Genomic DNA, 22729 nt, shown 5'->3' with positions numbered 1-22729 from the left:
GACACGGTAGGCCGGCCGCCGTGGTCGGGCCGTCGCTCAGCCCACGCGGGCGGCCAGGTCTGCGAGCGCGGCGCGGGCGGCGGCGTCGGGCTCCCAGCCGGCCTGGGCCAGGTCCACCCGCTGATCGCGGACGGTGCCGGACCCGCGCACCGGCGTCCCCTCGGCCGCCCAGCGCTCCCGCGCCTGGCGCCGCAGAGGCTCGGGCAGGGAGCCGTCGGCGCGGACGACGCGCCACCACGGCGTCCCGGGCTCGGACTCGGCCATCGCGCGCCCGGCCTGCCGGGGCCCGCCCCGGCCCAGGAGCCCGGCCAGGGCTCCGTAGGAGGCGGCACGCCCCGAGGGGATCAGCCGGGCGGCGGCCGCGAGCGCCTCCCCCAGGGTGACGGGTCCGTCCGTCGGCAGGTGGGGGTCGGGGTCGGGCGGGGTGGACGGGACGGGGCTCACCCCGTCATCCTGCCAAGCCCGGCGCCTGCCTCCGTGCGCCGTAGCGTGTCCTGCGGGCTGGGTACCGTGGGGGCCATGAGCTGGAACGAGCAGATCCGCGCGGGGTTCGACCTCGAGACCACCGGGCGCGACCCCAGGCAGGCCCGGATCGTCACGGCGACGATCGTCATGGTGGACGCCGCCGGGAAGGCGGTGTCCTCCGCGGAGTGGCTGCTGGACCCGGGCGTGCCGATCCCGGAGGAGGCCGCCGCCGTGCACGGGGTCACCACCGAGCGGGCGCGGGCCGAGGGCCTGGAGGCCCGCCGGGGCGTCTCCGAGATCACGGAGACCCTGCGGGACCTCTTCGCCGCCGGCATCCCCGTGGTGGCCTTCAACGGCGTCTACGACTTCACCGTGATGGACCGGGAGGCCCGCCGCCACGGGGTCGCCCCGCTGGAGCCGCGCCCGGTGGTGGACCCCTACGTGGTGGACAAGCAGGTGGACCGGTTCCGCAAGGGCAAGCGCACCCTCGGCGCGGTGTCCGAGCACTACGACGTGGTCCTGGAGGATGCGCACACGTCCGCCGCCGACGCGCTCGCCGCCGTGCAGGTCATGGACGAGCTCGTGCGCCGGCACCCGAAGGCGGACCTGCCCCTGGACGAGCTGCACGCCGCGCAGGCGCGCTGGAAGGCGGAGCAGGCGGAGAGCTTCGAGGAGTACCTCCGCCGCAAGGACCCCCAGGCCACCGTGTCCCGCGCGTGGCCGGTGGAGCCGGACGTGTGAGCCGGCGTCCTCTCCCCCGCGGACGACGACGGCACCCCACCCTCCCCGGGCGGGGCGCCGTCGTCGTCGGTGCGGGTCCTCTCGGGCTCGGTCAGCCCTGTGGGGTGGCGGCCGCGGCGGCCTTCGCGGCGGTCGGCAGGGCGGCGAGCACACGCTCCACGGCGGCGTCGTCGTGGGCGGCGGAGACGAACCAGGCCTCGAACACGGACGGCGGCAGGTAGACACCGGACTCCAGCATGGTCTGGAAGAACGGGGCGTAGCGGAACACGTCCTGGCCCTGGGCGTCCCGGTAGTCCCGCACACCGTGCTCGGACGTGCCGAAGGCCACGGAGAACAGGGTGCCGGCGCGCTGGATGGAGTGGTCCACGCCCTCGGCGGTCAGCGCCGCCGCGAGGCCCTCGCGGACGGCGTCCGAGGCGCGCTGGACGGCGGCGTACACGGCGTCGTCGGCGCGGGAGAGGGTGGCGTGGCCGGCGGCCATGGCCACCGGGTTCCCGGAGAGGGTGCCCGCCTGGTACACGGGGCCCAGCGGGGCCAGGTGGTTCATGATCTCCGCGGAGCCGGCCAGAGCGGCCGCGGGCATGCCGCCGCCGATCACCTTGCCGAAGCACCAGATGTCCGGGGTCCAGCCCTCGGGCTGCCCGGACAGGCCCCAGCCGCCCGTGGCGGTGGCGCGGAAGCCGGTGAGCACCTCGTCCCAGATCAGCAGGGCGCCGTGCTGCGCGGTGATCTCGCGGAGGAAGGCGTTGTAGCCCTCGGCCGGCTCCACGACGCCCATGTTGCAGGGCACGGCCTCGGTGATCACCGCGGCGATGCGCTCGCCGTGCTCCGCGAACACGGCCTCGAGGGCGGCGCGGTCGTTGTAGTCCACGACGAGGGTCTCCGAGGCGGCGGCCTCGGTGACGCCGGCGGAGCCGGGCAGCGCGGCGGTGGCCACGCCGGAGCCGGCGGCGGCCAGCAGGCCGTCCGAGTGGCCGTGGTAGCAGCCGGCGAACTTCACGATCAGGTTGCGCCCCGTCACGCCGCGGGCCAGGCGCAGGGCGGTCATGGTGGCCTCGGTGCCGGTGGACACGAAGCGCACGCGCTCGACCGGCACCCTGGAGGCGATCAGCTCGGCCAGCGCGGTCTCCTCCAGCGTGGAGGTGCCGAAGCCGAGGCCGCGGTCCACGGCGGCGTGCACGGCCTCCAGGACCTCGGGGTGGCGGTGGCCGAGCAGCATGGGGCCCCACGAGCAGACGAGGTCGACGTACTCGGTGCCCTCGACGTCCGTCAGGTACGGGCCGCGTGCGCCGGCCATGAAGCGGGGCGTGCCGCCCACGGAGCCGAACGCGCGGACGGGCGAGTCCACGCCGCCGGGGATGACGGCCTGGGCCGCGGCGAAGGCGGCGGCGTTGGTGGTCGGCTGGGACGCGGTCACAGGGACCCCTCCTTCATCCAGCGGCCGAGCTCGGCCGCCCAGTAGGTGAGCACGGAGTCGGCGCCGGCGCGCCGGATGGAGAGCACGGACTCGACGATCGAGGCCTTCCGGTCGATCCAGCCGTGTGCGGCGGCGGCCTCGATCATCGCGTACTCCCCCGAGATCTGGTACGCGGAGACGGGCACGTCCGCCATGTCCGCCACGTCCCGCACGATGTCCAGGTAGCTCATCGCGGGCTTGACCATCACCATGTCCGCGCCCTCCTCGAGGTCGAGGGCGACCTCGCGCAGGGCCTCGCTCCGGTTGGCGGCGTCCATCTGGTAGGTCTTGCGGTCGCCCGTGAGCTGGGAGTCGACGGCGTCGCGGAACGGCCCGTAGAACGCCGAGGAGTACTTCGCGGCGTAGGCGAGGATCGCGGTCTCGTGATGTCCGGCGCCCTCGAGGGCCTCCCGGATCACGCGGACCTGGCCGTCCATCATCCCGGAGGGTCCGAGCACGTCCGCACCGGCCTCGGCCTGCGCGACGCCCATCCGGGCGTAGATCTCCAGCGTCGCGTCGTTGTCCACAGTGCCCTCGGCGGTGAGCACGCCGCAGTGGCCGTGGTCGGTGAACTCGTCCAGGCACAGGTCGGACATCACGACGAGCCCGTCCCCCACCTCCGCCTTCACGTCCCGGATGGCCCGGTTCAGGACGCCGTCCGGGTCCAGGGCGGCGCTGCCGACGGCGTCGCGCGTGGTCGGCACGCCGAACAGCATGATGCCGCCCAGGCCCAGTTCGGCGGCCTCGGCCGCGGCGGCCTTGAGGGTGTCCGTCGTGTGCTGCACGACGCCCGGCATCGAGGCGATCGGCACGGGCTCGGCGGCGCCCTCCTTGATGAAGGCCGGCAGGATCAGCTCGTTCGGGTGGAGGCGGGTCTCGGCCACCAGCCGGCGCATCGCGGCGGACTGGCGCAGGCGGCGGGGACGGTTCAAGGGGAAGGACATGCCCTCGATTCTAGGCCGTGGGCCCGACGCGCTACGGGTGCGCGGTCCCGCTCGGGACGGCGCCCGGGCCTTCGGAGGCACGCGTGCGCGTCACCGGCGTGGCAGGGCCGCCGGCGCGTCGCGCAGCGCGGCCGCGCGGGTGGTGGTGTCGATCACGGTCCGGGGGACCGTCGCGCTCGACGTCCCACGCCACCCAGCCGTCCGCCTGGACGTCCTCCCAGGTGGGGACCCGGTGGCCGGGGATGTCGGCCTCGCGCGTCTCGACGCGGCGGCGGTGCTCCCTCCCGTCCGGCAGGACCGTCTCGAGGACCACCAGGCGCGCGCCCGCCCGCGCGGCGGTCTGCGTCCAGGCGGCCCGGGATGCGGGGACGGGATGGACGGCGTCGACGACGACGTCGTGGCCCAGCGGGAGGTTCGAGACGGCGAGCTCGTGCACGACCGCGTAGCCCGCGGCGCCCACGTGGTCCTGGACCCGCCCGAGTGCGGTCTCGACGGCGTCCACCCGCAGGCAGCAGGCGCCCGTCGCCTGCGCGAGCGCCTGGGCCAGCGTGGTCTTGCCCGTCCCGGCACGTCCGGCGAGCACGCACAGCCAGGGCCGGTCGCCTCCCTCGAACACCGTTGCCATGGTGCCGGGTGGCGACGCCGGCGCGCCCGCCGACCCGCCGGGGCGGTGTTGACATCCGCACGCAGACCCGATCCCGTGGGGCCCATGACTCCCCCGATCCACCTGCGACCCCTCCGCCCGGACGACGCCGACGAGATGGTCGCCGTCCTCGCGGATCCGGCCCTGTACACGTTCACGGGCGGCGAGCCGCCCACCCGGGGGGCCCTCTCCGGCCAGTACGCAGTCCAGGCCCGCGGCCACTCCGAGGACCGCAGCGAGACGTGGCTGAACCACCTCGTGGTGCTCGACGACACCGGGGAGGCTGTCGGCTACGTGCAGGCGACCATCCCCGTCGCGGGGGGAGCCGCCGAGATCGCGTGGGTGATCGGCGTCCCCTGGCAGGGCCGGGGCCATGCGACCGCCGCGGCGCGCCTGCTGCTCGACGAGCTCGCCCGGCGCGGGGTCTCCGAGGTCGTGGCCGACATCCACCCCGGCCATGCCGCCTCGGCCGCCGTGGCGCGCCGGCTCGGCCTGCGTCCTACCGGACACATCGTCGACGGCGAGCAGCGCTGGGAGGGACCCGTCGCTGTCGTGGACGGGGCGGCCTCCGCCCCTGGTGGATGACCCCATGGACCCGAGACGCCGTGCGCTGCTGGACCGCCTCTGGCAGGAGGGGCGCGACTTCGACGCCGCCCAGCCCGACCGCCTGGACCGCCGCCGCAACCTGGAGCCGGAGAGCGCGGAACTGCTCAACATCCTCGTGCGCACGCTGGCCCCGGCCGAGGTGCTGGAGCTGGGCACGTCCACGGGCTTCTCGGCCCTCTGGATCGCCGACGCCCTGGAGCCCCACGGCGGTCGTCTCACCACCGTCGACCCCGACGCACCCCGCCTGGCCGAGGCCCGGACGAACCTGGAGGCGGCGGGGGTGGCCGATGTCGTGACCGTCCGGCAGGCGGACGCCGCGGACGTGCTGGCCGATGCCGAGGACGGGTGCCTGCCGCTGGTCTTCCTCGACGCCGAGCGCCCCGCCTACCCGGACTACTGGCCCGACCTGGCCCGCATCCTGGCCCCGGGGGGGCTGCTCGTGGTGGACAACTGCCTGTCCCACGCCGACGACGTCCGCCCCTTCCGTGCGCTCGTGGACGCCTCACCGGGCTTCCGCAGCACCCTGGTGCCCGTGGGCGCCGGCCTGCTGCTGGTCAGCAAGGACCGACCCGGGCACGGCTCCGGCGTCGGGTGATCGAACGGCAGGGATGCACCCCGCCCTGACGAGAGGAACCCCCGTGTCCACCGACCTGCTGACGCTCCGCCTGCCGGCGGCCCACGCCGCCGACCATGTCCGCGGAGACTTCGAGTTCCGAGGACTGGACACCGGGACGACCGACGACCTGGCCCGGTGCTACCTCATGGGCTACCCGCCCGGCGTCGCCGCCTCCGGCCTGGCTGAAGCGCGCGAGGAGATGGACGCGACCTTCCGCGGCGACTACGGGGAGCTGCGCGCCGACGCGAGTGCCACGGCATGGGTGGACGGGCGCCTGGCCGGGGCGATCATGGTGGTCACCCGCTCGATCTGGGACGCGGACCTCGCGGGTCCGTTCATCATCGACCTCTTCACCGATCCCGCCGTGCGCGGGAAGGGGGTCGGGCGCGCCCTGGTGCAGCACGCCGTCGACACCTGCTCCGCCGCCGGCGACGCGGCCGTGAGCCTGCGCTTCGGCGAGGGCACCTCCGAGGCGGCCATGGGCATCTACCGGCGGCTGGGATTCCGACCCCGCACAGGGACGCAGCGGGGCGGGTGAGCCAGGCGCAGACCCCTCGCCGTCATCCCTCCACGATGCAGTCGTTGGCGCGGGAGACGGCGACCATGGCGGCCTTCTTCCGGCCGGTGGAGCCGATGTACTTCCGCGCGCCACGCCGGGCCAGCTCGGCCAGGCCGAGGGCATGCAGACGACGCCCCATCCCCTGACCCCGACGCGAGGGCAACACCGCCATGTAGAAGACCGTGCCTTATCCCTTTGGGGTTGCTCTTACCGTGGGGTCCTCGATGTGGGGTCCACCGGGGAGGTGCCGGACTTGTCCACGGTGATCCGCTCGGACACAAACTGCACCGCACACCCCTTATCCGTGAGCTCATCCACGATCGCGTACAGATCCCGGGTGTCCCGTCCCAACCGATCCATCGAGGCGACCTTCACCAGGTCCCCCTCCCGCACGTACCCCAGCAGCTCCGCCAGCCCGGTGCGTTTGGCGCGGGAGCTGCCGGAGATCTTGTCTTCGAAGATCCGGTCGCACTCCCCCACCGCCTCCAGCTGCCGATCCAGGTTCTGCTCGGCCGAGCTCACCCGCACATAGGCCACCGTCTGTCCAACCATGTCTAAGACCCTCCGACACTTATGTCCAACGGTCCCGCTTAGGACCGTCTCTGACGTGATGCTCTCGTGGGTGGGCGAGGCGTGTAAAGGGGTATACCCGCCTGGACAGAGTTCCTCGGGGGAGGAGGACTGCACTTCCAGGTCGCGCAACAGCATCCTGGCTAGGTAACGCACAACACATTGCTGTATGCTTGCATTGCTCGATCACAGTCGATGATCAGAGCACCCGCGTAGCCGACCGGCATCATGATGGACAAGCAGCCTCTCAGCGACAACTAGAGGGCAAGCACCTGGAGGAATCGTGACGGATATCAATAAGGCGAGTCGTCGTTCAGTCATCAAGCTGAGTTCTGCGGCAATTATTTCTGCCGGGCTCACCATGACCGCGACTCCTGCAATGGCCGGGCCTGCGACCGACCTCCCGCCGGGTCTGCGCCGGGGCCGCACGGTCGCCATCGATTCTTCCATGAAGATTCTCGAAGTCCAGGATCCGAATGGGAAAGTGACGGGATACACTTTTTCAAGCGCGGATTTGATCAAGGCTAAGCGCGCTGTTGAAGATGTAAACGCAGAGTTTGAGTCCATTTCAAATGAGCAGACATCTCACTCGGAGAATGAGGTTTCTGCCCTGGGATGGGTCGAAACGGCAAAGTGCGCAGGGGAGATTCTGCTCTTCGTCGGGGGCACCGTCTTCCCCACTGTTCGCGTTGCAGCGCTTGCAGCACGACTTGTTAGGCTCGTGAACAAGTATGGTGCTACCAAGGTTGCCCGAATCCTTGCTGGCGCCCGAAATATATCTACTCGTACAGCCGAGAGGGAGATTCTCGAACTGGGCGCCGCCTTGGTCGGCCTAGGCTTTCTGCAGACGTGCCGCGAAGCTATGGGTCGCTAAGACTTGAATCAAGGAAGTAAGAGCTATGCCCCACGTCAAATCGCGCAGCGGGGCATAGCTCTTACTCGTATGGAGACCCTTATAAATCTTGCCAAGATACTATTATTGTAATTTCACTCGGGCGGTGTAACTAGTTTCATGAATCGTTTTCAGAATGTAATTTTTGGATTTGCATTCATCCTTTTGGGGATAGCTTTTTTTATGGGGGGGTTTATTAATTCGGAACTATTTGGGAGAGTTGCCGGAAGCCTGCTAGGGATTGCGGGTGTCGCTCTTATTTTGTCGACTTTCAAATATCGCAATACCCCTCATTAAAAGCCTCGGCGCGTAGATGTCATACGTCTACACGGAGGCGCAACGCATGAGCGCGAGGGGTCTCCCCGACACATCCAGCGCCCGCTCATTCTCTGCTCGCTGATGTGGGCCACCCTCGCTTGAGACTGGCCCACTTCCTGAAGTGGACGTAAAGGGGCTCAGCGCAATCGGGGGTATACCCGCCTGGACGCTGACCAGATGCTGCCGCGCGTCGCTCCAGCTTCCTCACTCGTACCAGGTGGCCTCGGGATACTTCTCCAGCAGCCGGGCAGGCTCATCCCCCGCCGGCGGCCTGCCCGGCGAGCTTGGTTCGTACACACCGAACTGCAACGCATCCATCAGCACCGCCTCGAGATCGCCACGGCACTCGGTCAGACGCTGGCGCAGGTCCGTGCGGTGGGCGATCACCCGCTCCGGGTCCGACGGGGACGGACCCCCCTGCCAGGCCACCACCGTGAGCACCTCCCCGGTCACGTCGGCGTCAAGCAACCGCGCATACGCATCACGGCTGAAGTGACGCCGCTCCAGACGCCGAAGGATGCTGAGCACAGCCTCCGTGGAAGGCATCTGGCCCGACGCAGAAGGCCCACGCCCGCTCACCCCTCCACCGGCGGGCTGGCCCCGCGTCCCCGCGCGGGGCCCTCCGAGCCGACATCACGGACGGGCACGCAACGGGCCCATCCGTCGTCGCCGGATACGCGCTGCCAGCATTGGCGGGGCTCCTCCGACTCACGGACCGCGTCGGCGAGCCACACGGTGGTGTCCGGGTCCCACCCGGCGAGCACCGTGGCCACGCCCGCCTCCACGGGCAGAGCGCGGGTGGCCGCGCTGAGATAGCCCAAGGTGGTCAGGTGCACCGCGTCCCACTCGGAGGCGACCTGCTCCCAGTCCGGGATGACCCACCGCCCGGACCGTCCGGTCACCCGGTACCAGTCGTGCCGCCGCGAGGCACTGACCTCCAGCGGGAACCGCCGGCACAGCCGGATCCAGTCCCCGGGGCCGCGGACCTCATACGTCCGACCCGCTCCCCGCACCGGGATCACCGTGGCCGCCTCCGCGCCGATGTCGTCCTCGACGAGGTCCAACCCAGTCGGGATCTGCCCGACGCTGACGACGGCCCCCTGCGGGATGGACCACCAGGTCCCGGAGAAGTTCGCCGTCGGATCAACAGGATGCTCAGCGGCGGCCCGGACTTCCTGCCGCCGTTCTTCTCGAGCCCAGGCCGCCAGGACCCGTCGAGCGTCCCGGGGCACCGGGGCCGGATCCTCGAACGCACGCCAGTCGATGACCCACTGCGCCGCTGCGCGCGGACTCCCCCAGTGCCGGGCCGCCGCCGAGCCCAGCACGCCCGCGGCCACCGCCTCCAGGGCGGCGTGGATGTCCGGATGGCCGGCGAGCACGTCTTCGCCGTCGGGCTCCTGCCAGTACCGGGCCGACATGACCGAACCGACCAGGGCCGCCTGGACCACCCCATCCGTCAGGCCCGAGAGGTCGAGGTCGGCCAAGGCTTGCGCCACCTGATCGATGGACACGGCAGGACGCGCGCCCGCCTCCAGGGCACCGCCGCCCGGGGGCCACATGACCAGGGAGGAGATGCCCCGGTCCGGATCCAGCTCATAGCCCAGCCAGAACACCAGATCGGCGACCCGGTGGCTGAGCATCCTCGCCGCCTCCAGACACAGACGCCGCCCACGCGGGCCGGGCAGCAGGTCCTGCACACTCGCCTTCATCGGCCCCTCCTCCCCGGCCTCCAGACACTGTCGAGGGCCAGATCCGCGGTGCCAGGCCCCTTCCCTACTCTGCTGGCCCCGAGACGGAGTTTCCACGTCTCTGCCCGAAAGGGTCGTTTGTGACGGACCGGACCACCGCCACAAGACTCGCCACAGGGCCGCCATTGCGAGTCAACCCTCGTTCTCACCTCTCTTCCTGCGGCCACCATGGGGGACACTGCCCTCATGATTGCCACCCCCACAAGCTCCAGCGACTGGAATTCCTACAACGCCGCCCGCGCGGGCACGTCCGCCGTGCGCCCTCTCACCGAGCGGGCACTCACAGCACTGCGCGCCACCCACCAGAACCTGTCAGGCCTACGTGCTGTCGAACTGGGCAGCGGCGCCGGCATCGAAGCGCGGCGCCTTCTCCAGGAAGGCCTCACGGTTCACACCATCGACGTCGATGCCTCCGTCGAAGAGCGGATGCACGAGCTCACCTCCCTCGGCGTCCTCGAACACCGGACAGGCCTCATCGAAGAGTGGGATCCCCTCCCCCTCGCCGACTTGATTCTGGCCAACGCTTCCCTGCCCTTCATCCCCCGCGCACACTTCGCACCGGTGTGGGAACGACTCAGGCAGGCCCTGCTGCCTGGCGGCATCCTGGCGGTCGATCTCTTCGGCTGCGAGGACACCTGGGCCTCAGACCAAGGCACCTACCTCACCCTGCAAGAGGTGGAACGACTCCTCGACGCATTGGAGGTGATCGAATTGAACGAACGCAACGAAGAGGGGCGCTCCTTCGACGGCATCAAGCACTGGCACACCTTTACCGTCATCGCCCGGCGGACGGCCTGACCCCCAGCGACCGGGGCGGCACAATCGGTCGTTTGTGGCGTCCCCGCCGAAGGGCTCCGAATGGCGTGCCCACGACTCCCTGGACATGCCCCAACCGTCGCCACGACCACCTCGCCACGACCTCCGTCGCACCACCGTTCATGACGCGCCCTGACCACCCACACCCGGGGCCGCCGTCGTCGCCCCTCCCCATCACGGTCCCCCGGCTACCCTGGGAGGCATGTCCGAACCCACTCCCGCCTCGCTGCGCATCGCCGTCCTGCTGGACTGCGACAACGTCTCCCCCAAGTACGCCGGCCTCATCCTCGAGGAGCTGGCCACCTACGGCACGCCGACCATCAAGCGCGCGTACGGCGACTGGACCACCACCAACCTCAACGGCTGGAAGAAGGCGCTGAACGAGCTCGCCATCCAGCCGGTGCAGCAGTTCGCCTACACCATCGGCAAGAACTCCTCGGACTCCGCGCTGATCATCGACGCCATGGACCTGCTCTGGATGGGCAACGTGGACGCGTTCGCCCTGGTCTCCTCCGACTCCGACTTCACCCGCCTGGCCACGCGCCTCCGCGAGTCCGGCAAGCGCGTGATCGGCCTGGGCGCCCGCAAGACGCCCGCCTCCCTGCGCAACGCCGTGGACCAGTTCATCTACCTCGAGCTGCTGGGCACGCACACCGAGGGCGTCGACGACGACGAGCCCGCCCCCTCCCTGCAGGCCGAGCCCTCCCCCAAGGACGAGCGCGAGGCCAAGGAGGGCCCCGCCACCGGCAACCGCCGCGGGAGCCGGGGCCGCGGGGCCAAGGCCAAGCCGGCCGCCGACGTCGCCTCCGAGCAGCCGGCCGAGGCCGAGCCCGCCCCCGTCGTCGAACCCGCCCCGGACGTGACGCCGGCCCCCGAATCCGACGAGGCCGCCCCGCAGCGCGCCGTGCGCGGCCGCGGCCGGGGCGCCGGTCGCGGCTCCGTCCTCGTGGACGTGGACTCCGCCGAGGTCATCACCGCCGAGGACCCGACCCCGCCGGACGTGCGCGCGGACGCCGACGACGACGCCGAGCCCGCCTCCCGCATCAACCTGCAGTCCGCCCTGGTCAAGGCCGTGAACGCCACCTCCGGCGACGACGGCTGGGCCTCGCTGTCCCTCATCGGCCAGCACATGTCCCGCACCCACGTGGACTTCGACCCCCGCGACTTCGGCCACGCGAAGCTGTCCACGCTCGTCGCGGACCAGCCCTACCTGGAGACCCGCACCGAGGGCCGGTCCATGGAGGTCACCCTCAAGCAGCGGCGCCGCCGCGCGCAGGGCTGAGCCGACGCCCCGCCCGGAGCCGCGGCGGCCGTCGGCCGTCGGCCGTCCGGCATCGTGGTCGCCGGGCGTTCATCCGGCGGTCACCAGGACGTCGCCGCCGTGCCGGACAGTGTCCGCATGGCCAACACCCTCGAGTTCCTCCGCGGCGTCGACCGCCTTCACGCCTTCTACACGGAGAACGTGCGCATGCTGGCGCACGCCTACGACCTCTCGGACGAGGAGGCCTCGCGCCTGCTCGCCCACACGGGCTTCGCCAACGTGTCCGTCGCGATCCTCCGCGAGCCGCGGGTGGACCTGCTGGCCGGACTGGGCGCCTCCGTCGAGGACGAGGTCCACACCCATCCCGTCGTCGACGACGCGTCCGCGCCCGCCGAGGAGCCCCCCGCCTCGGGCGGCGCCGACGATCCCGAGGAGCCCCCCGCGGGGTCCGCTCCCGCGGATCCCGACGACGGCGCCCGCTGACTCAGCCGACCGGCCGGGCCAGCGCCGCGAGGATCCCCGTGGCGTCGGGCGTGGCCGCCTGCCCGGTCAGGCGCAGGCCCAGCCGGCGCGCCTCACGTGCGGTGGGCGCACCGAGCGCGACGAGTCGCCAGGTCCGCCGCAGCTCCGGGTCGTCCAGGGCGGGGTGCACGGCCAGTGCCCGCGCCGCCGAGGGGCTGGTGAGGACCACGTCCGCGCCCGCCAGCTCCGCCACCGGGACCACCGTCCCGGCGTCCCCGGGCTCCTCCGTCAGCAGGCGACGCGCGGCGTCCGCCGGGTACGGCACGGTGCGGTAGGCCTCGACGCGGTCCACGGCCCAGCCGCGCCGCGTCAGCGCCTCCTCCAGCTCCGCGGTGGCCAGCGCCGACTGCGGCAGGAGGACGCGGCGGGCGCCGTCGCCCGTCTCCGCCGGCGCCGCCGGGAACTCGGCCAGGATGCCCGCCGCGGAGGCGCTCTCCGGCATCCAGGGCTCCACGGCGCAGCCCGCGTCGGCCAGCACCCGGGCCGTGCCGGCGCCGGTGACGGCGACGCGGACCCCCGCCCCCACGGCGCCCGTCCACCCGGCGGCCTGCAGGGCGCGCACCGCGTTCGGACTGGTCACCAGCAGCCAGGCGCAGCGACCCCCGACGACGGCCTCGACCACCGCCCGCAGACCGCCGGGCGTCGGGGGCAGCTCGAAGTCCGTCAGCGGGCAGAACGCCACCCGCCGCCCGGCCGCGGCCAGGTCCGCCTCGAGGGTGCCGGCCTGAGCCGGCTGCCGGGTGAGCACGAGCGGGCGCCCGTCCACCTCAGGCCTCCGGGTCGGGCTTCGCGACGCCGCGCACGGTGCCGGGCAGCAGGTCCGCCCCCTCGGCGACGAACAGCTCGGCCAGGTGCACGCCCAGGGCGCCGGCGGCCATGAAGAGCGTGTCCTCGATCCATTCGTCGGCCTCGGCCGGGTCCCCGGCCACGTCCTCCGGGACGGCGTCCAGCTGCACGGACGAGGTCCGGCGCAGCACCTGGGAACCGTCCACGGCGGCGACCATCGCGGACATGACGATCCGCGGGGCGGGCGAGCCGTCCACGGCCGTGCCCTCCTCCACGCGGGCCACGGCCCCGATCGGGGCGGCGCAGCCGGCCTCCAGGCGCAGCAGCAGGGCCCGCTCGGCGGTCACGGCCACGTGGGTGTCGCGGTCGTCGACCAGCTCCAGTGCGGCGCGCAGCCGGCCGGCGTGGCTGTCCGGGTCCACGGCGGACGGGCCGAGCAGCGGCCCGTCCTCCTCGCGGATCTCCACCGCGAGCGCGCCCTGGCCGGGGGCCGGGAGCATCACCTCGGGATCGATCCGCTCGGTGATGACGTGCTGCAGGCCCAGCCGGTCGAGCCCGGCGCAGGCCAGGACCACCGCGTCGAGGTCCCCGCGGGGGGCGCCGGCGGCGGCGGGGGCGTCGTCGTCGTGGACCTCGTGCCCGGCCACACGGGCCAGGCGGGTCTGCACGTTGCCGCGGATGTCCACGAGCTCCAGGTCCGGGCGCAGGGCGCGCAGCTGGGCCACGCGACGCGGGGAGCCGGTGCCCACCCGGGCGCCCTCGGGGAGGGTCGCCAGGGTGAGCCCGTCGCGGGCGCAGAGGGCGTCGCGCAGGTCCGCGCGCGGGGGCACGGCGGCGATCTCCAGGCCGGCCGGCTGGGCGGCCGGCAGGTCTTTGAGGGAGTGCACGGCCAGGTCCACGCGCCCGTCCAGGACGGCGGACCGCAACGCCGAGGCGAACACGCCGGTGCCGCCCAGGGACGCCAGGGAGCCGGTGGTCACGTCCCCCTCGGTGCGGATCACCACGAGCTCGTGGGGCATCCCCGAGCGGTCGGTGAGAGCCTCGGCGACGTGCGTGGTCTGGGTGGTGGCCAGGGCGGAGCCGCGGGTGCCGACCCGCAGCCCGTCCCCGGCGGGCGCGCCCGGCCCGCTCACGAGTCCTGCGCTCCCGCGTCGTCGGCCCCGTCCTGCTCGCCCCGGTGCTCGGCGAGGCCGCGCACCGGCGCGTCCACCGCGGAGGTGGTGGGACGGACGGACCCGTCCCGCATCACCTTGACGCAGCAGTCCGGGCGGCAGACGTCGTACCAGGCGGGGAAGCAGCCCACGGCCTCGCGGCCCTCCCGCCGGCCCAGGCGCTCCTCGACGATGTCCACGAGGCCGGAGACGAACCGCGGGTCGGTCCCCGGGGTCGGCGTGCGGCGGAAGGCCACGCCGAGCTCGGCCGCGGTGTCCTTGGCCTCGGTGTCGAGGTCCCAGACCACCTCCATGTGGTCGGACACGAAGCCCACCGGCACCACCACGACGCCGGCCAGGGCGCGCCCGTCCGCGTCCGCGGGGGCGTCGGGACCGGCCAGGGCCTCGAGGGCGTCGTTGATGTCCGGCTCCAGCCACGGCACGTGCGGGGCGCCGGAGCGGGACTGGTACACCAGGGACCAGTCGACACCCTCGGCCTCGGGCACGCGGGCCAGCACCTCGCGGATCACGTCGAGGTGCTGCGCCGAGTACGCGTCCGCGCCCTCGACGTCGCCCGGCTCGCCGCCGGCCTGCTCGCGCAGGGCTGCGGCGAGCCCGCGGGGGCCGGCCGCCGCGGCATCCGCGGTGGGGATGGAGTGCGTGGCGAACAGCAGGTGCACGCGGGCGTCCTCGCCCACTTCTTCGCGCAGGGAGGCCAGGTCAGCGCGCAGGCCCTCCGCGAAGGGCTCCACGAAGCCGGGGTGGTTGAAGTACTGGCGGGTCTTGTCCAGGTCCACCTTGCCCTCGAGCCCGGTCCTCTCCATGGCGAGGCCCATGTCCTCGCGGTACTGGCGGCAGGACGAGTAGCAGGAGTAGGCGGAGGTGGTGACGGTGAGGATCCGGCGGTGGCCGTCGTCGTACGCGCGCTGGAGGGCGTCCGGGAAGTACGGCTCCCAGTTGCGGTTGCCGAAGTAGACCGGCAGCTCCAGGCCGCGGCGGACCAGCTCGGCCTCGATCGCGGAGATCAGCGCGCGGTTCTGCGCGTTGATCGGGGACACGCCGCCGTTGGCCCGGTAGTGGGTGGCGACCTCCTCGAGGCGCTCGTCCGGGATCCCGCGGCCGCGGGTGACGTTGCGCAGGAACGGGATCACGTCCTCCTGGCCCTCGGGGCCGCCGAAGGACGCCAGGATCAGCGCGTCGTAGGCCTTGGGCGCCATGGCGCCGCACGCGTCGTAGTCGACGCCCGCCGCGGCCCGCTCGGGCTCGTGGACGGGACGCCGGGCGTCCTCGGGGACGCGGTGCGTCGGAACGGCGGTCATCAGGCCAGCACCTCGGGCAGCTCGGACGTCTCGAGGCGGCGGCCCGTGTAGAACGGGACCTCCTCGCGGACGTAGTGGCGGGTCTCGTTGTCGCGCAGGTGGCGCATCATGTCCACGAGGTCGTTGAGCTTCGGAGCCTCCAGGCCCAGCAGCCACTCCCAGTCGTTCAGGGCGAACGCGGAGGTGGTGTTGGCCCACACCTGCGGGAAGTCCTGGCCGAGCTTGCCGTGCTCGCGGAGCATGCGGGCGCGCTCCTTGGGGTCCAGGGTGTACCAGTCGTAGGAGCGCACGAACGGGTAGAAGCAGAGCCAGTCCAGGGGCTTGCGGCCCATGGCGAACGCGGGGATGTGGTCCTTGTTGAACTCGGCCATGCGGTCGGCGCCCATGGCGGAGAGGACCATGTTCGTCCCGTCCAGCAGGCGGGTGCGGCGCAGGTCGCGGATGGCGGCCTGCAGGTCCTCGGGCGCGTGGGCGTACATCCACACCATCACGTCGCCCTCGGCACGCATCCCGGAGACGTCGTAGACGCCGCGCACGGTCACGCCGCGCGTGGCCAGCGACTTCACGACGCCGTCGAACTCCTTGACGGCCTTCTTGGCCTCCCGGCCGTCGAGGCCGAGCCAGCCCGGCTCGCCCTGCGGGCGCGCGAAGACGGTGTAGGTGGTGAACCAGTCCTGGCCCGGCTGGGCCGCGGTGTTCGACATGGTGTCCTCTTTCCTTCGTGGTACTTCGGTGAGTTCGTTCCGGCGGGGTCTCAGGCGGCGGCGGGCGCCACGGTGCGCTCCACGCCCGCGACGACGGCGGCCAGGCCCGTCCCGTGGACCCAGGAGCCCACGAGGTCGAGGCCGGGCACATCCTGCGCCCAGGCGATGAGGCGGTCCATGGCCTCGCGGTCCGGGCCGTGCTGCGGTGGGATGGGCCGGCGCCAGCGGGTCACGGTGGACGCGAGCACGTCGTCGGCGGACAGCTCCACCCCGGTCAGGGCTTCGGCGTCCGCGACGGCGGCGGCCAGCAGGTCCTCGTCGGCACTGCGGAAGCCGAGGTCGCCGGCCGCGCCGCCGTGCCGCCCGTAGGAGAGGCGGAGCACGTGGCGGTGCGGGTGGCGGGGCGCGCCGGACTCGTCCGGGCGGTCCACCACGGACCGCAGCCACGCCCATTTCGCGGTGGAGTGGGTGAGCGCCTTGGCGCGGACGTCCGTGCCGGGCGCCACGAGCAGGCCGGTGCCGCGCGGGGCGGCGTCCATGCCGGGAGCCTCCACCACGAGCGTGGCCAGGGCGACGCCCTCGCCGAGGGCGGGGCCGGCGTCGGGGTCGACGGCGTCGCCGCTGACGGGGGCCAGCAGCTCCCAGGCCGCGACGCCGTCGACGGCGAGGACCACACGGTCCGCCTCGAGGCCGCGGACGACCTCCTCGTCCCGATCGGAGATCTGGGCCCACCAGCGGCCGTCCGCGCCGAGGCGGGACAGGGCGGCGACGCGCACGCCGCGCAGCACGGTCACGCCGTCCTCGCGCAGGGTCTGCACCAGACGGCCGGTGACCTTGGCCATGCCGCCGTCGACGCCGGCGACCGCCGCGCCCGGGGTCTGCCCGCCGCGCAGGGCGGCCACCCCCCGGGCCAGCGAGCCCTGCTCCACGGCCGCGGCCAGCAGGCCGGGGGCGACGCGCTCGACGTCCACCACGGCCGGGTCGGCGGAGTGCACGCCGCCGACGACGGGGACCACCAGGCGCTCGAGGACGTCGTCGCCCAGGCGGTCCGCCACGAGGGCGGCCACCGTGACGGGCTCACCGGCCGCGCGGGCGGCCGCCCAGCGGTCCATCGGCTCCGTCAGGTCGCGGCGGGCGCGCTCGAGTCCGGCGGGGCTCAGGGCCGCGGCGACGTCGGGGGCGTCCAGGTCGCCGGGGATGCCCACCAGGCCCACGCGCGGGGCGGGGACGGCGCCGGCGGGGCCGTGCAGCCAGGAGCCCAGCGGCTCCGGAGAGACGACGTCGTCCCCCAGGCCGAGCTCGTCGACGAGCGCGCGCACGGCGGCCCCGCGCACCGCGAAGGACTCGGCGCCGCCGTCGAGCTCGAGGGTCTGCCGCTCGACCGCGCCGGAGTCGGACACGGAGGGCACGTCGAGGAAGCGGGCGGAGAGCGTGCCGCCGAGCACCGAGGTGGCCTCGGCCAGCGTCACCTCCCAGCCCTGCTGGTTCAGGCGGCGTGCGGCCAGCAGCCCGGCGATCCCGCCGCCGACGACGAGGGCCGACCCGCTCACTTCTCCGCCCCGTCCGCCACGGGGATCGAGTGGATCAGCTCCACCACCCGGGTGAGGACCTCCGGATCGGTCTCCGGGGGCACGCCGTGGGCGAGGTTGACCACGTGGCCCGGGGCCGCGGCGCCGGAGGCGACGACCTCGCGCACGTGCGCCTCGAGGACCTCCCACGGGGCGCCCAGCAGGGCCGGGTCGATGTTGCCCTGCAGCGGGACGGCGGCGCGCCCGTCGGGGCCGGGGCGGGAGGAGAGGCGGCGGTGCGCCTCGGCCAGGGTGATGCGGTGGTCCACGCCGACGGCGGAGGCGCCGGCGTCGCGCATGAGGTCCAGGAACTCGCCGGTGCCGGTGCCGAAGTGCAGCAGCGGGGCGCCGCCCTCGACGCCGGGCCCGGCCAGGTCGGACACGGCGGAGAGCGCCGCCGCGGAGTGCGGCTGGACGTGCTTGCGGTAGTCGGCGGCGGAGAGCGAGCCGGCCCAGGAGTCGAACAGCTGCGCGGCGGAGGCGCCGGCCTCCAGCTGCGCGCGGAGGAACTGCCCGGACACGGTGGCGGCCCACGCGGCGAGCGCGGCCCACGTCTGCGGGTCGCCGTGCATCATGCGGCGCGGGCCCAGGTGGTCGCGGGAGGGACGCCCCTCCACCATGTAGGCCGCCAGGGTGAAGGGGGCGCCGGCGAAACCGATCAGCGGGGTGGGCCCCAGCTCGGCGACCGTGCGGGACACGGCCTCCCGGATGACGTCCAGGGCGGAGTCCTCGAGCTCGGGCAGGGCGGCGGCGTCCTCCGCGGTGCGCACCGGGTGGTCGAGCACCGGACCGACGCCCGGGACGATCTCGACGCCCACGCCGGCCAGCTTCAGCGGCACCACGATGTCCGAGAAGAAGATCGCGGCGTCGACGTCGTGCCGGCGCACCGGCTGCAGGGTGATCTCGGCCGCGAGCTCCGGGCGCAGGCAGGACTCGAGCATGCCGACGCCCTCCCGCGCCTTCCGGTACTCCGGCAGGGAGCGGCCGGCCTGGCGCATGAACCAGACCGGGTGCCGGTGCGGGCGTCGGCCGCGCAGGGCGCACACCAGAGGCGCGTCGGCGGTCGAACGGGCGGGGTCGGCCGTGCTCAGCGGATGCTCCGCAGGCAGGCCGGGGGGCGTGGTCATGGCGGACATGCCCACGATCATCCCATCCGGAGCCCGCCGACGCCGCATCCGCGTGGCGCACGCCACACCACCGCCCGCTCTGGCGGGCGGTGGTCCGCCACGGGGCGGGCCCGGGCGACCACGGGGCTAAGATGGACGTTGCTGTGACTGTCTTCTCCCTGGTGGCCTCCCACAAAGACCTGAGCCTCGACACCGTCGCCCGCCTGAGCGCGGGGTCCGCGGGCGTCGGCTCCGCCCTGGCGTCCTCGACGGACGACGGGGCGGTCGTGCTGGCCACATGCAACCGCGTCGAGGTGTACGCCGACGCCCGCGACGCCGACGCGGCCCGCGAGCGGATCGTCGCCGCGATCGCCGAGCAGTCCGGCCTGCCCGAGGACGCCGTCCGCAGCGCCTTCCGCGTCCTCGACGACGACGCCTCCGCCCGCCACCTCTTCGAGGTCGGGGCCGGCCTCGACTCCGCGGTGGTGGGCGAGCGCGAGATCGCCGGCCAGGTGCGCCGCGCCCTGGTCGACGCGCGCGACGCCGGGACGGCCACCGGCAGCCTGACGCGTCTGTTCGAGTCCGCCACCCGCACCGCGAAGGACGTCGGCTCCCACACCGCGCTCGGGGCCACCGGACGCTCCGTGGTCTCCGTCGCCCTCGACCTCGCCGAGGAGCTGCGCGGCCTCACCGACGCCATGGCCCGCCGCACGTTCTGGCAGGAGGCCAACGTCCTGCTGATCGGCACCGGCGCGTACGCCGGCACCACCCTGGCCCAGCTGGCCGACCGCGGCGCCCAGGCCGTCGGCGTGCACTCGGCCTCCGGCCGCGCGGCCCAGTTCGTCGCCGACCGCGGCGGCTGGGCGCTGGCCCTCGGCGGCGCGGACGTGGCCGGGGCCGTCGCCGAGGCCGACGTGATCATCGGCTCGTCCGGCGGCGACCGCCAGATCAGCCCCGAACGGATGGCCGGGCTGCGCCGCGGCGCCGAGCGGCCGGTCACCGTGGTGGACCTGGCCCTGTCCCGGGACTTCGACCCCGCCGTCGGGGAGCTCGAGGGCGTGGACCTGATCACCCTCGAGTCCGTGCGGCTGGCCGCCCCCGAGCAGGCGCAGGCGGCCGTCGCCGAGGCGCGCGGGCTCGTGGAGACCGCGCTCGAGGAGTACACCTCCGCGCGTCGCGGCCGCACCGCTGACGCGGCCATCAAGGCTCTGCGCGGACACACGATGGCCGCGCTGGACCGGGAGATGGAGCGCGTGCGCGCCCGTCACGGCTGCACCGCCGCCGCGGACGAGGTGCAGTTCGCCCTGCGGCGCATGGTCAACCAGCTGCTGCACACCCCGAGCGTGCGCGCCAGGGAGCTGGCCGCCCAGGGACGCCTCGACGAGTTCGAGCACGCCCTCGAGGTCCTCTTCGACATCCCGGTGCCCGGCACGCGACCCGCCGACGCCCCCGGGGACGCCTGCCCCGCGACCGAGGCCGACGACGCCCGCAGGACCGCCTGAGCCGTGGCCGCCCCCGCGCGCCTGCCCCGGGCCGAGCGGCGCGGCCAGCTCCTGGAGGTCGCCCGCGTCGTCTTCGCGGCGCAGGGCTACGTCGGCACGTCGATGGACGAGATCACCGAACGGGCCGACGTGTCCAAGCCGGTCGTGTACCAGCACTTCGGGGGCAAGCAGGAGCTGTTCCTGGAGCTCCTGGACGCGGAGGTGGAGCGCCTGCGCGCCCTGATCGTCGAGGGCACCGCCTCCACGCAGGACAACCGCACCCGCGCCCGCAGCGCGGTGCACGCCGTGTTCCGCTACATGGACTCCCCCACCTCGGCCCACCGCCGCGAAGGCGGCCGAGGTCGTGGAGAACGTGCTGTGGCTGGGCCTGGACGCGATCGCGGACCGCGTCGACGGCGCGTCCTGAGCCGCGCCGCGTTACGCCCCGGGGTGAACGCCCGGCGCCCCCCTGGCGCACGCCCCCGGCTCCCGTAGGCTTGCCGCAGCATCATCCCGTGACGAGAGGAACGTGACCATGGAGATCCGCATCGGCGTGCAGCACGTCGGCCGCGAAGTCGTTCTGGAGAGCGACCACACCGCCCAGGAGGTGCGCGCCCTCGTGGACGCCGCCCTCGCCGACGGCACCACCCTGGCGCTCACGGACACCAAGGGCCGCCAGGTGATCGTCCCGGCCGACCGCATCGGCTTCGTGGAGATCGGCGCCAAGAAGTCCGCCCCGCTGGGCTTCGCCGCGGTCTGATCCGCGCCGCCTGACCACCGCAGCCCCATCCGGCCGTGCCCCACCACGCCCTCGAGGTCCGCGGCGGCCCCGACGCCGCCCTCGCCGCCCGCCTGCGCGCCCTGCGGGCGGAGCTCGACGTGCCCGGTGAGTTCCCCGCGGACGTCCTGACCGAGGCGGAGCGCGCCGCGGCGGAGGTCCCCGGCCGCGTGGCCGCGGACCCGGACCGGGCGGACCTGACGGCCGTGCCGTTCGTCACCGTGGACCCGGCCGGGTCCACGGACCTGGACCAGGCCCTGCACCTGCAGGCCGGCCCGGGCCGGGACGAGCTCACGGTGCGGTACGCCATCGCGGACGTGCCGGGGTTCGTCGCGCCGGAGGGCGCCGTCGACGCCGAGGCCCGTCGGCGAGGGCAGACCGTCTACCTGCCGGACGGGCGCGTCCCCCTGCACCCGGAGGTCCTCAGCGAGGACGCCGCCTCCCTCCTTCCCGAGGTCGAGCGCCCCACCTTCGTGTGGACGTTCGTCCTGGACGCGGAGGGGGCCGTGGCCTCCACCGACCTGGTGCGCGCCCGCATCCGCTCCCGCGCGCAGCTGGCCTATCCGCAGGTCCAGGCCCTCCTCGACGACGACGCCGCCCCCGAGGCCGCCGACTGGCCCGCCGAGGTGCGGGCGTCCCTCGCCCTGCTGCCCGAGGTCGGGGCACGGCGCACCGCCCAGGAGGCCGCGCGCGGCGGCGCCTCCCTCTCCATGCCGGACCAGGAGATCTCGGTCGTGGACGGCGCCTACACGCTCGTGCAGCGCGTCCCCCTGGCGGCGGAGGACCACAACGCCCAGCTGTCGCTGATGACGGGGATGGCCGCGGCGCGGATCATGCTGGAGGCCGGCGTCGGGATCCTGCGGACCATGCCCGCCCCCGACCCCGACGCCGTGGACGCCTTCCGCGCCCGCACCCGGGCCCTCGGCCTGCCGTGGGGCGAGGAGCTGGACTATGGCGCCTACCTGCGGACCGTGGACCCCACCGACCCGCGTGGGCTGGCCGTCATGCACGCCGCCACCACCCTGTTCCGCGGCGCCGGGTACACCGCCTTCGACCGCGGGTCCGTGGACCCGGCGCTCCGCGCCCTGCCCGAGGACCCCGAGCAGGCCGCCCTCGCCGCCCCCTACGCCCACACCACCGCGCCCCTGCGCCGCCTCGTGGACCGCTTCGTGCTGGTGCTCTGCCACGCGCACGTCGCCGGAGAGCCGGTCCCGGACTGGGTGCGCCGGGCGCTGCCGGACCTGCCGGCGCTGATGGCGGAGTCCGGGCGACGGGCCTCGGCCGCGGACCGCGCGGCCACCGACCTGGTCGAGGCCGCGCTGCTGGCCGCCCGGGTGGGGTCCGTCCTCGAGGGCACGGCGGTCCGGACCTCGGAGAAGGGCACGGACGTGCAGCTCACCGACCCCGCGGTGTCGCTGCGGGTGCCCGGCCGGGCCGAGCCCGGCACCGTCGTCCGGGTGCGCGTCGACGCCGTCGACGTCGCCGCCGGGAAGGTCACGGCCTCCGGGGTAGACTGGCCCCACAGCGCACGCTGAACCAGGATGACCGGTCGCATCTGATCACCCTGAAGCGCCCGCCCGTCCTCTCGCGTGAGCGGCCCGGCGGCGCCCGTCCTGCCGGATTCGGCACGGCCCGCCTCGCACGCGGCCCAGACCGGTTCCACGGGGCCCGGACAGTCC

Annotated in this window: 26 protein-coding genes; 12 read left to right on the top strand and 14 right to left on the bottom strand. The window is 73.8% G+C overall.

Translation table 11 applies throughout. The features are described 5' to 3' along the window. Positions 1-36: 36 nt before the first annotated feature. Positions 37-444 (bottom strand): MGMT family protein, encoded by a 408-nt coding sequence (locus KW076_RS06555; RefSeq protein WP_224354556.1) that lies wholly within the window; start codon positions 442-444, stop codon positions 37-39. 75 nt (positions 445-519) lie between these two features. Between KW076_RS06555 and KW076_RS06550 the strand changes: the two genes are divergently transcribed. Further along, positions 520-1206, top strand: a complete 687-nt coding sequence (locus tag KW076_RS06550) for a 3'-5' exonuclease (protein WP_224354555.1) — start codon at positions 520-522, stop codon at positions 1204-1206. 91 nt (positions 1207-1297) lie between these two features. Here the strand turns inward: KW076_RS06550 and hemL are convergent, their stop codons facing one another. Genes hemL through KW076_RS06535 form a run of 3 tightly spaced genes read right to left on the bottom strand, consistent with a single transcriptional unit; the run spans position 1298 to position 4222 of the window. Beyond that, a complete protein-coding gene (hemL, locus tag KW076_RS06545) occupies positions 1298-2623 on the bottom strand; it encodes a glutamate-1-semialdehyde 2,1-aminomutase (protein WP_224354554.1) in 1326 nt (441 codons plus the stop codon). Then, positions 2620-3606 carry a porphobilinogen synthase gene (gene hemB, locus KW076_RS06540; RefSeq protein WP_224354553.1) on the bottom strand — a complete coding sequence of 329 codons (987 nt, stop codon included), beginning with the start codon at positions 3604-3606 and terminating at the stop codon, positions 2620-2622. Before hemB ends, hemL begins: the two co-directional genes overlap by 4 nt. A 31-nt stretch (positions 3607-3637) precedes the next feature. Then, complete coding sequence (locus KW076_RS06535) at positions 3638-4222, bottom strand: P-loop nucleotide/nucleoside kinase family protein (protein WP_224354552.1); 585 nt, start codon at positions 4220-4222, stop codon at positions 3638-3640. Positions 4223-4315: 93 nt separating this feature from the next. On the opposite strand from KW076_RS06535, the gene KW076_RS06530 reads away from it, so the two are divergent. Genes KW076_RS06530 through KW076_RS06520 form a run of 3 tightly spaced genes read left to right on the top strand, consistent with a single transcriptional unit; the run spans position 4316 to position 6009 of the window. Beyond that, the gene (locus KW076_RS06530) at positions 4316-4834 is read left to right on the top strand and encodes a GNAT family N-acetyltransferase (RefSeq protein WP_224354551.1); all 519 of its coding nucleotides are present in this window, start codon (positions 4316-4318) and stop codon (positions 4832-4834) included. Between the two features lie 4 nt (positions 4835-4838). Further along, positions 4839-5450, top strand: coding sequence for an O-methyltransferase (locus KW076_RS06525; protein ID WP_224354550.1), 612 nt, complete (start codon positions 4839-4841; stop codon positions 5448-5450). Between the two features lie 43 nt (positions 5451-5493). Then, the gene (locus KW076_RS06520; RefSeq protein WP_224354549.1) at positions 5494-6009 is read left to right on the top strand and encodes a GNAT family N-acetyltransferase; all 516 of its coding nucleotides are present in this window, start codon (positions 5494-5496) and stop codon (positions 6007-6009) included. A 22-nt stretch (positions 6010-6031) separates the two neighbouring features. Here the strand turns inward: KW076_RS06520 and KW076_RS06515 are convergent, their stop codons facing one another. Both KW076_RS06515 and KW076_RS06510 read right to left on the bottom strand, forming a co-directional pair. Then, entirely contained in the window at positions 6032-6202 is a 171-nt protein-coding gene (locus tag KW076_RS06515) for a GNAT family N-acetyltransferase (RefSeq protein WP_224354548.1), read from the bottom strand. 35 nt (positions 6203-6237) lie between these two features. Continuing rightward, positions 6238-6582 (bottom strand): recombinase family protein, encoded by a 345-nt coding sequence (locus tag KW076_RS06510; protein ID WP_224354547.1) that lies wholly within the window; start codon positions 6580-6582, stop codon positions 6238-6240. Positions 6583-6883: 301 nt separating this feature from the next. On the opposite strand from KW076_RS06510, the gene KW076_RS06505 reads away from it, so the two are divergent. Continuing rightward, entirely contained in the window at positions 6884-7474 is a 591-nt protein-coding gene (locus tag KW076_RS06505; protein WP_224354546.1) for a hypothetical protein, read from the top strand. A 540-nt stretch (positions 7475-8014) separates the two neighbouring features. Here KW076_RS06505 and KW076_RS06500 read toward each other — a convergent pair. Both KW076_RS06500 and KW076_RS06495 read right to left on the bottom strand, forming a co-directional pair. Further along, positions 8015-8338, bottom strand: a complete 324-nt coding sequence (locus KW076_RS06500; RefSeq protein ID WP_224354545.1) for a hypothetical protein — start codon at positions 8336-8338, stop codon at positions 8015-8017. 47 nt (positions 8339-8385) lie between these two features. Continuing rightward, entirely contained in the window at positions 8386-9519 is a 1134-nt protein-coding gene (locus KW076_RS06495; RefSeq protein WP_224354544.1) for a hypothetical protein, read from the bottom strand. 225 nt (positions 9520-9744) lie between these two features. Here KW076_RS06495 and KW076_RS06490 point away from each other — a divergent pair, with 225 nt between their 5' ends. The 3 genes from KW076_RS06490 (at position 9745) to KW076_RS06480 (ending at position 12118) form a co-directional block, all read left to right on the top strand. Then, positions 9745-10356 (top strand): class I SAM-dependent methyltransferase, encoded by a 612-nt coding sequence (locus KW076_RS06490; RefSeq protein WP_224354543.1) that lies wholly within the window; start codon positions 9745-9747, stop codon positions 10354-10356. A gap of 220 nt (positions 10357-10576) precedes the next feature. After that, positions 10577-11656: an NYN domain-containing protein gene (locus tag KW076_RS06485; RefSeq protein ID WP_224354542.1), complete on the top strand. Its 1080-nt coding sequence runs from the start codon at positions 10577-10579 to the stop codon at positions 11654-11656. A gap of 117 nt (positions 11657-11773) precedes the next feature. Continuing rightward, positions 11774-12118: a hypothetical protein gene (locus tag KW076_RS06480; protein WP_224354541.1), complete on the top strand. Its 345-nt coding sequence runs from the start codon at positions 11774-11776 to the stop codon at positions 12116-12118. A 1-nt stretch (position 12119) separates the two neighbouring features. On the opposite strand, the gene KW076_RS06475 is transcribed toward KW076_RS06480, so the two are convergent. The 6 genes from KW076_RS06475 to hemE are packed head-to-tail and all read right to left on the bottom strand — an operon-like array spanning position 12120 to position 18821. Further along, positions 12120-12923, bottom strand: coding sequence for a uroporphyrinogen-III synthase (locus KW076_RS06475; RefSeq protein WP_224354540.1), 804 nt, complete (start codon positions 12921-12923; stop codon positions 12120-12122). A 1-nt stretch (position 12924) separates the two neighbouring features. Then, entirely contained in the window at positions 12925-14076 is a 1152-nt protein-coding gene (gene hemC, locus KW076_RS06470) for a hydroxymethylbilane synthase (RefSeq protein ID WP_224354539.1), read from the bottom strand. Continuing rightward, on the bottom strand, positions 14073-15413 hold the full coding sequence (locus KW076_RS06465) for a ferrochelatase (protein ID WP_434084311.1): 1341 nt from the start codon (positions 15411-15413) through the stop codon (positions 14073-14075). Before KW076_RS06465 ends, hemC begins: the two co-directional genes overlap by 4 nt. After that, positions 15413-16117: a hydrogen peroxide-dependent heme synthase gene (gene hemQ, locus KW076_RS06460; RefSeq protein ID WP_224354538.1), complete on the bottom strand. Its 705-nt coding sequence runs from the start codon at positions 16115-16117 to the stop codon at positions 15413-15415. The genes KW076_RS06465 and hemQ overlap by 1 nt, the downstream gene beginning before the upstream one ends. A gap of 50 nt (positions 16118-16167) precedes the next feature. Further along, positions 16168-17667 (bottom strand): protoporphyrinogen/coproporphyrinogen oxidase, encoded by a 1500-nt coding sequence (locus KW076_RS06455; RefSeq protein ID WP_224354537.1) that lies wholly within the window; start codon positions 17665-17667, stop codon positions 16168-16170. Continuing rightward, positions 17664-18821 (bottom strand): uroporphyrinogen decarboxylase, encoded by a 1158-nt coding sequence (hemE, locus tag KW076_RS06450; RefSeq protein ID WP_224354536.1) that lies wholly within the window; start codon positions 18819-18821, stop codon positions 17664-17666. The genes KW076_RS06455 and hemE overlap by 4 nt, the downstream gene beginning before the upstream one ends. A 134-nt stretch (positions 18822-18955) precedes the next feature. Here hemE and KW076_RS06445 point away from each other — a divergent pair, with 134 nt between their 5' ends. Genes KW076_RS06445 through KW076_RS06430 form a run of 4 tightly spaced genes read left to right on the top strand, consistent with a single transcriptional unit; the run spans position 18956 to position 22585 of the window. Further along, positions 18956-20293, top strand: coding sequence for a glutamyl-tRNA reductase (locus KW076_RS06445; protein WP_224354535.1), 1338 nt, complete (start codon positions 18956-18958; stop codon positions 20291-20293). Positions 20294-20296: 3 nt separating this feature from the next. After that, positions 20297-20767: a TetR/AcrR family transcriptional regulator gene (locus KW076_RS06440; RefSeq protein ID WP_224354534.1), complete on the top strand. Its 471-nt coding sequence runs from the start codon at positions 20297-20299 to the stop codon at positions 20765-20767. A 40-nt stretch (positions 20768-20807) separates the two neighbouring features. After that, positions 20808-21032: a DUF3107 domain-containing protein gene (locus KW076_RS06435; protein WP_224354533.1), complete on the top strand. Its 225-nt coding sequence runs from the start codon at positions 20808-20810 to the stop codon at positions 21030-21032. Positions 21033-21067: 35 nt separating this feature from the next. Next, positions 21068-22585 (top strand): ribonuclease catalytic domain-containing protein, encoded by a 1518-nt coding sequence (locus KW076_RS06430; RefSeq protein WP_224354532.1) that lies wholly within the window; start codon positions 21068-21070, stop codon positions 22583-22585. Positions 22586-22729: the final 144 nt, after the last annotated feature.

This window comes from Micrococcus porci, from assembly GCF_020097155.1.
Taxonomy (GTDB): domain Bacteria; phylum Actinomycetota; class Actinomycetes; order Actinomycetales; family Micrococcaceae; genus Micrococcus; species Micrococcus porci.
Note: the sequence above shows the minus strand (reverse complement) of the source record. Positions and strands in the feature narration are given on the sequence as shown.

Excerpts from the sequence above, each read along its gene's own strand:
- KW076_RS06465 (WP_434084311.1), bottom strand. The coding sequence starts at position 15,413 with ATGACCGCCGTTCCGACGCACCGCGTCCCCGAGGACGCCCGGCGTCCC.
- KW076_RS06510 (WP_224354547.1), bottom strand. The coding sequence starts at position 6,582 with ATGGTTGGACAGACGGTGGCCTATGTGCGGGTGAGCTCGGCCGAGCAG.
- KW076_RS06495 (WP_224354544.1), bottom strand. The coding sequence starts at position 9,519 with ATGAAGGCGAGTGTGCAGGACCTGCTGCCCGGCCCGCGTGGGCGGCGT.
- KW076_RS06485 (WP_224354542.1), top strand. The coding sequence starts at position 10,577 with ATGTCCGAACCCACTCCCGCCTCGCTGCGCATCGCCGTCCTGCTGGAC.
- KW076_RS06550 (WP_224354555.1), top strand. The coding sequence starts at position 520 with ATGAGCTGGAACGAGCAGATCCGCGCGGGGTTCGACCTCGAGACCACC.
- KW076_RS06530 (WP_224354551.1), top strand. The coding sequence starts at position 4,316 with ATGACTCCCCCGATCCACCTGCGACCCCTCCGCCCGGACGACGCCGAC.
- hemE (WP_224354536.1), bottom strand. The coding sequence starts at position 18,821 with ATGTCCGCCATGACCACGCCCCCCGGCCTGCCTGCGGAGCATCCGCTG.
- KW076_RS06480 (WP_224354541.1), top strand. The coding sequence starts at position 11,774 with ATGGCCAACACCCTCGAGTTCCTCCGCGGCGTCGACCGCCTTCACGCC.
- KW076_RS06490 (WP_224354543.1), top strand. The coding sequence starts at position 9,745 with ATGATTGCCACCCCCACAAGCTCCAGCGACTGGAATTCCTACAACGCC.
- hemQ (WP_224354538.1), bottom strand. The coding sequence starts at position 16,117 with ATGTCGAACACCGCGGCCCAGCCGGGCCAGGACTGGTTCACCACCTAC.
- KW076_RS06525 (WP_224354550.1), top strand. The coding sequence starts at position 4,839 with ATGGACCCGAGACGCCGTGCGCTGCTGGACCGCCTCTGGCAGGAGGGG.
- hemB (WP_224354553.1), bottom strand. The coding sequence starts at position 3,606 with ATGTCCTTCCCCTTGAACCGTCCCCGCCGCCTGCGCCAGTCCGCCGCG.
- KW076_RS06435 (WP_224354533.1), top strand. The coding sequence starts at position 20,808 with ATGGAGATCCGCATCGGCGTGCAGCACGTCGGCCGCGAAGTCGTTCTG.
- KW076_RS06515 (WP_224354548.1), bottom strand. The coding sequence starts at position 6,202 with ATGGCGGTGTTGCCCTCGCGTCGGGGTCAGGGGATGGGGCGTCGTCTG.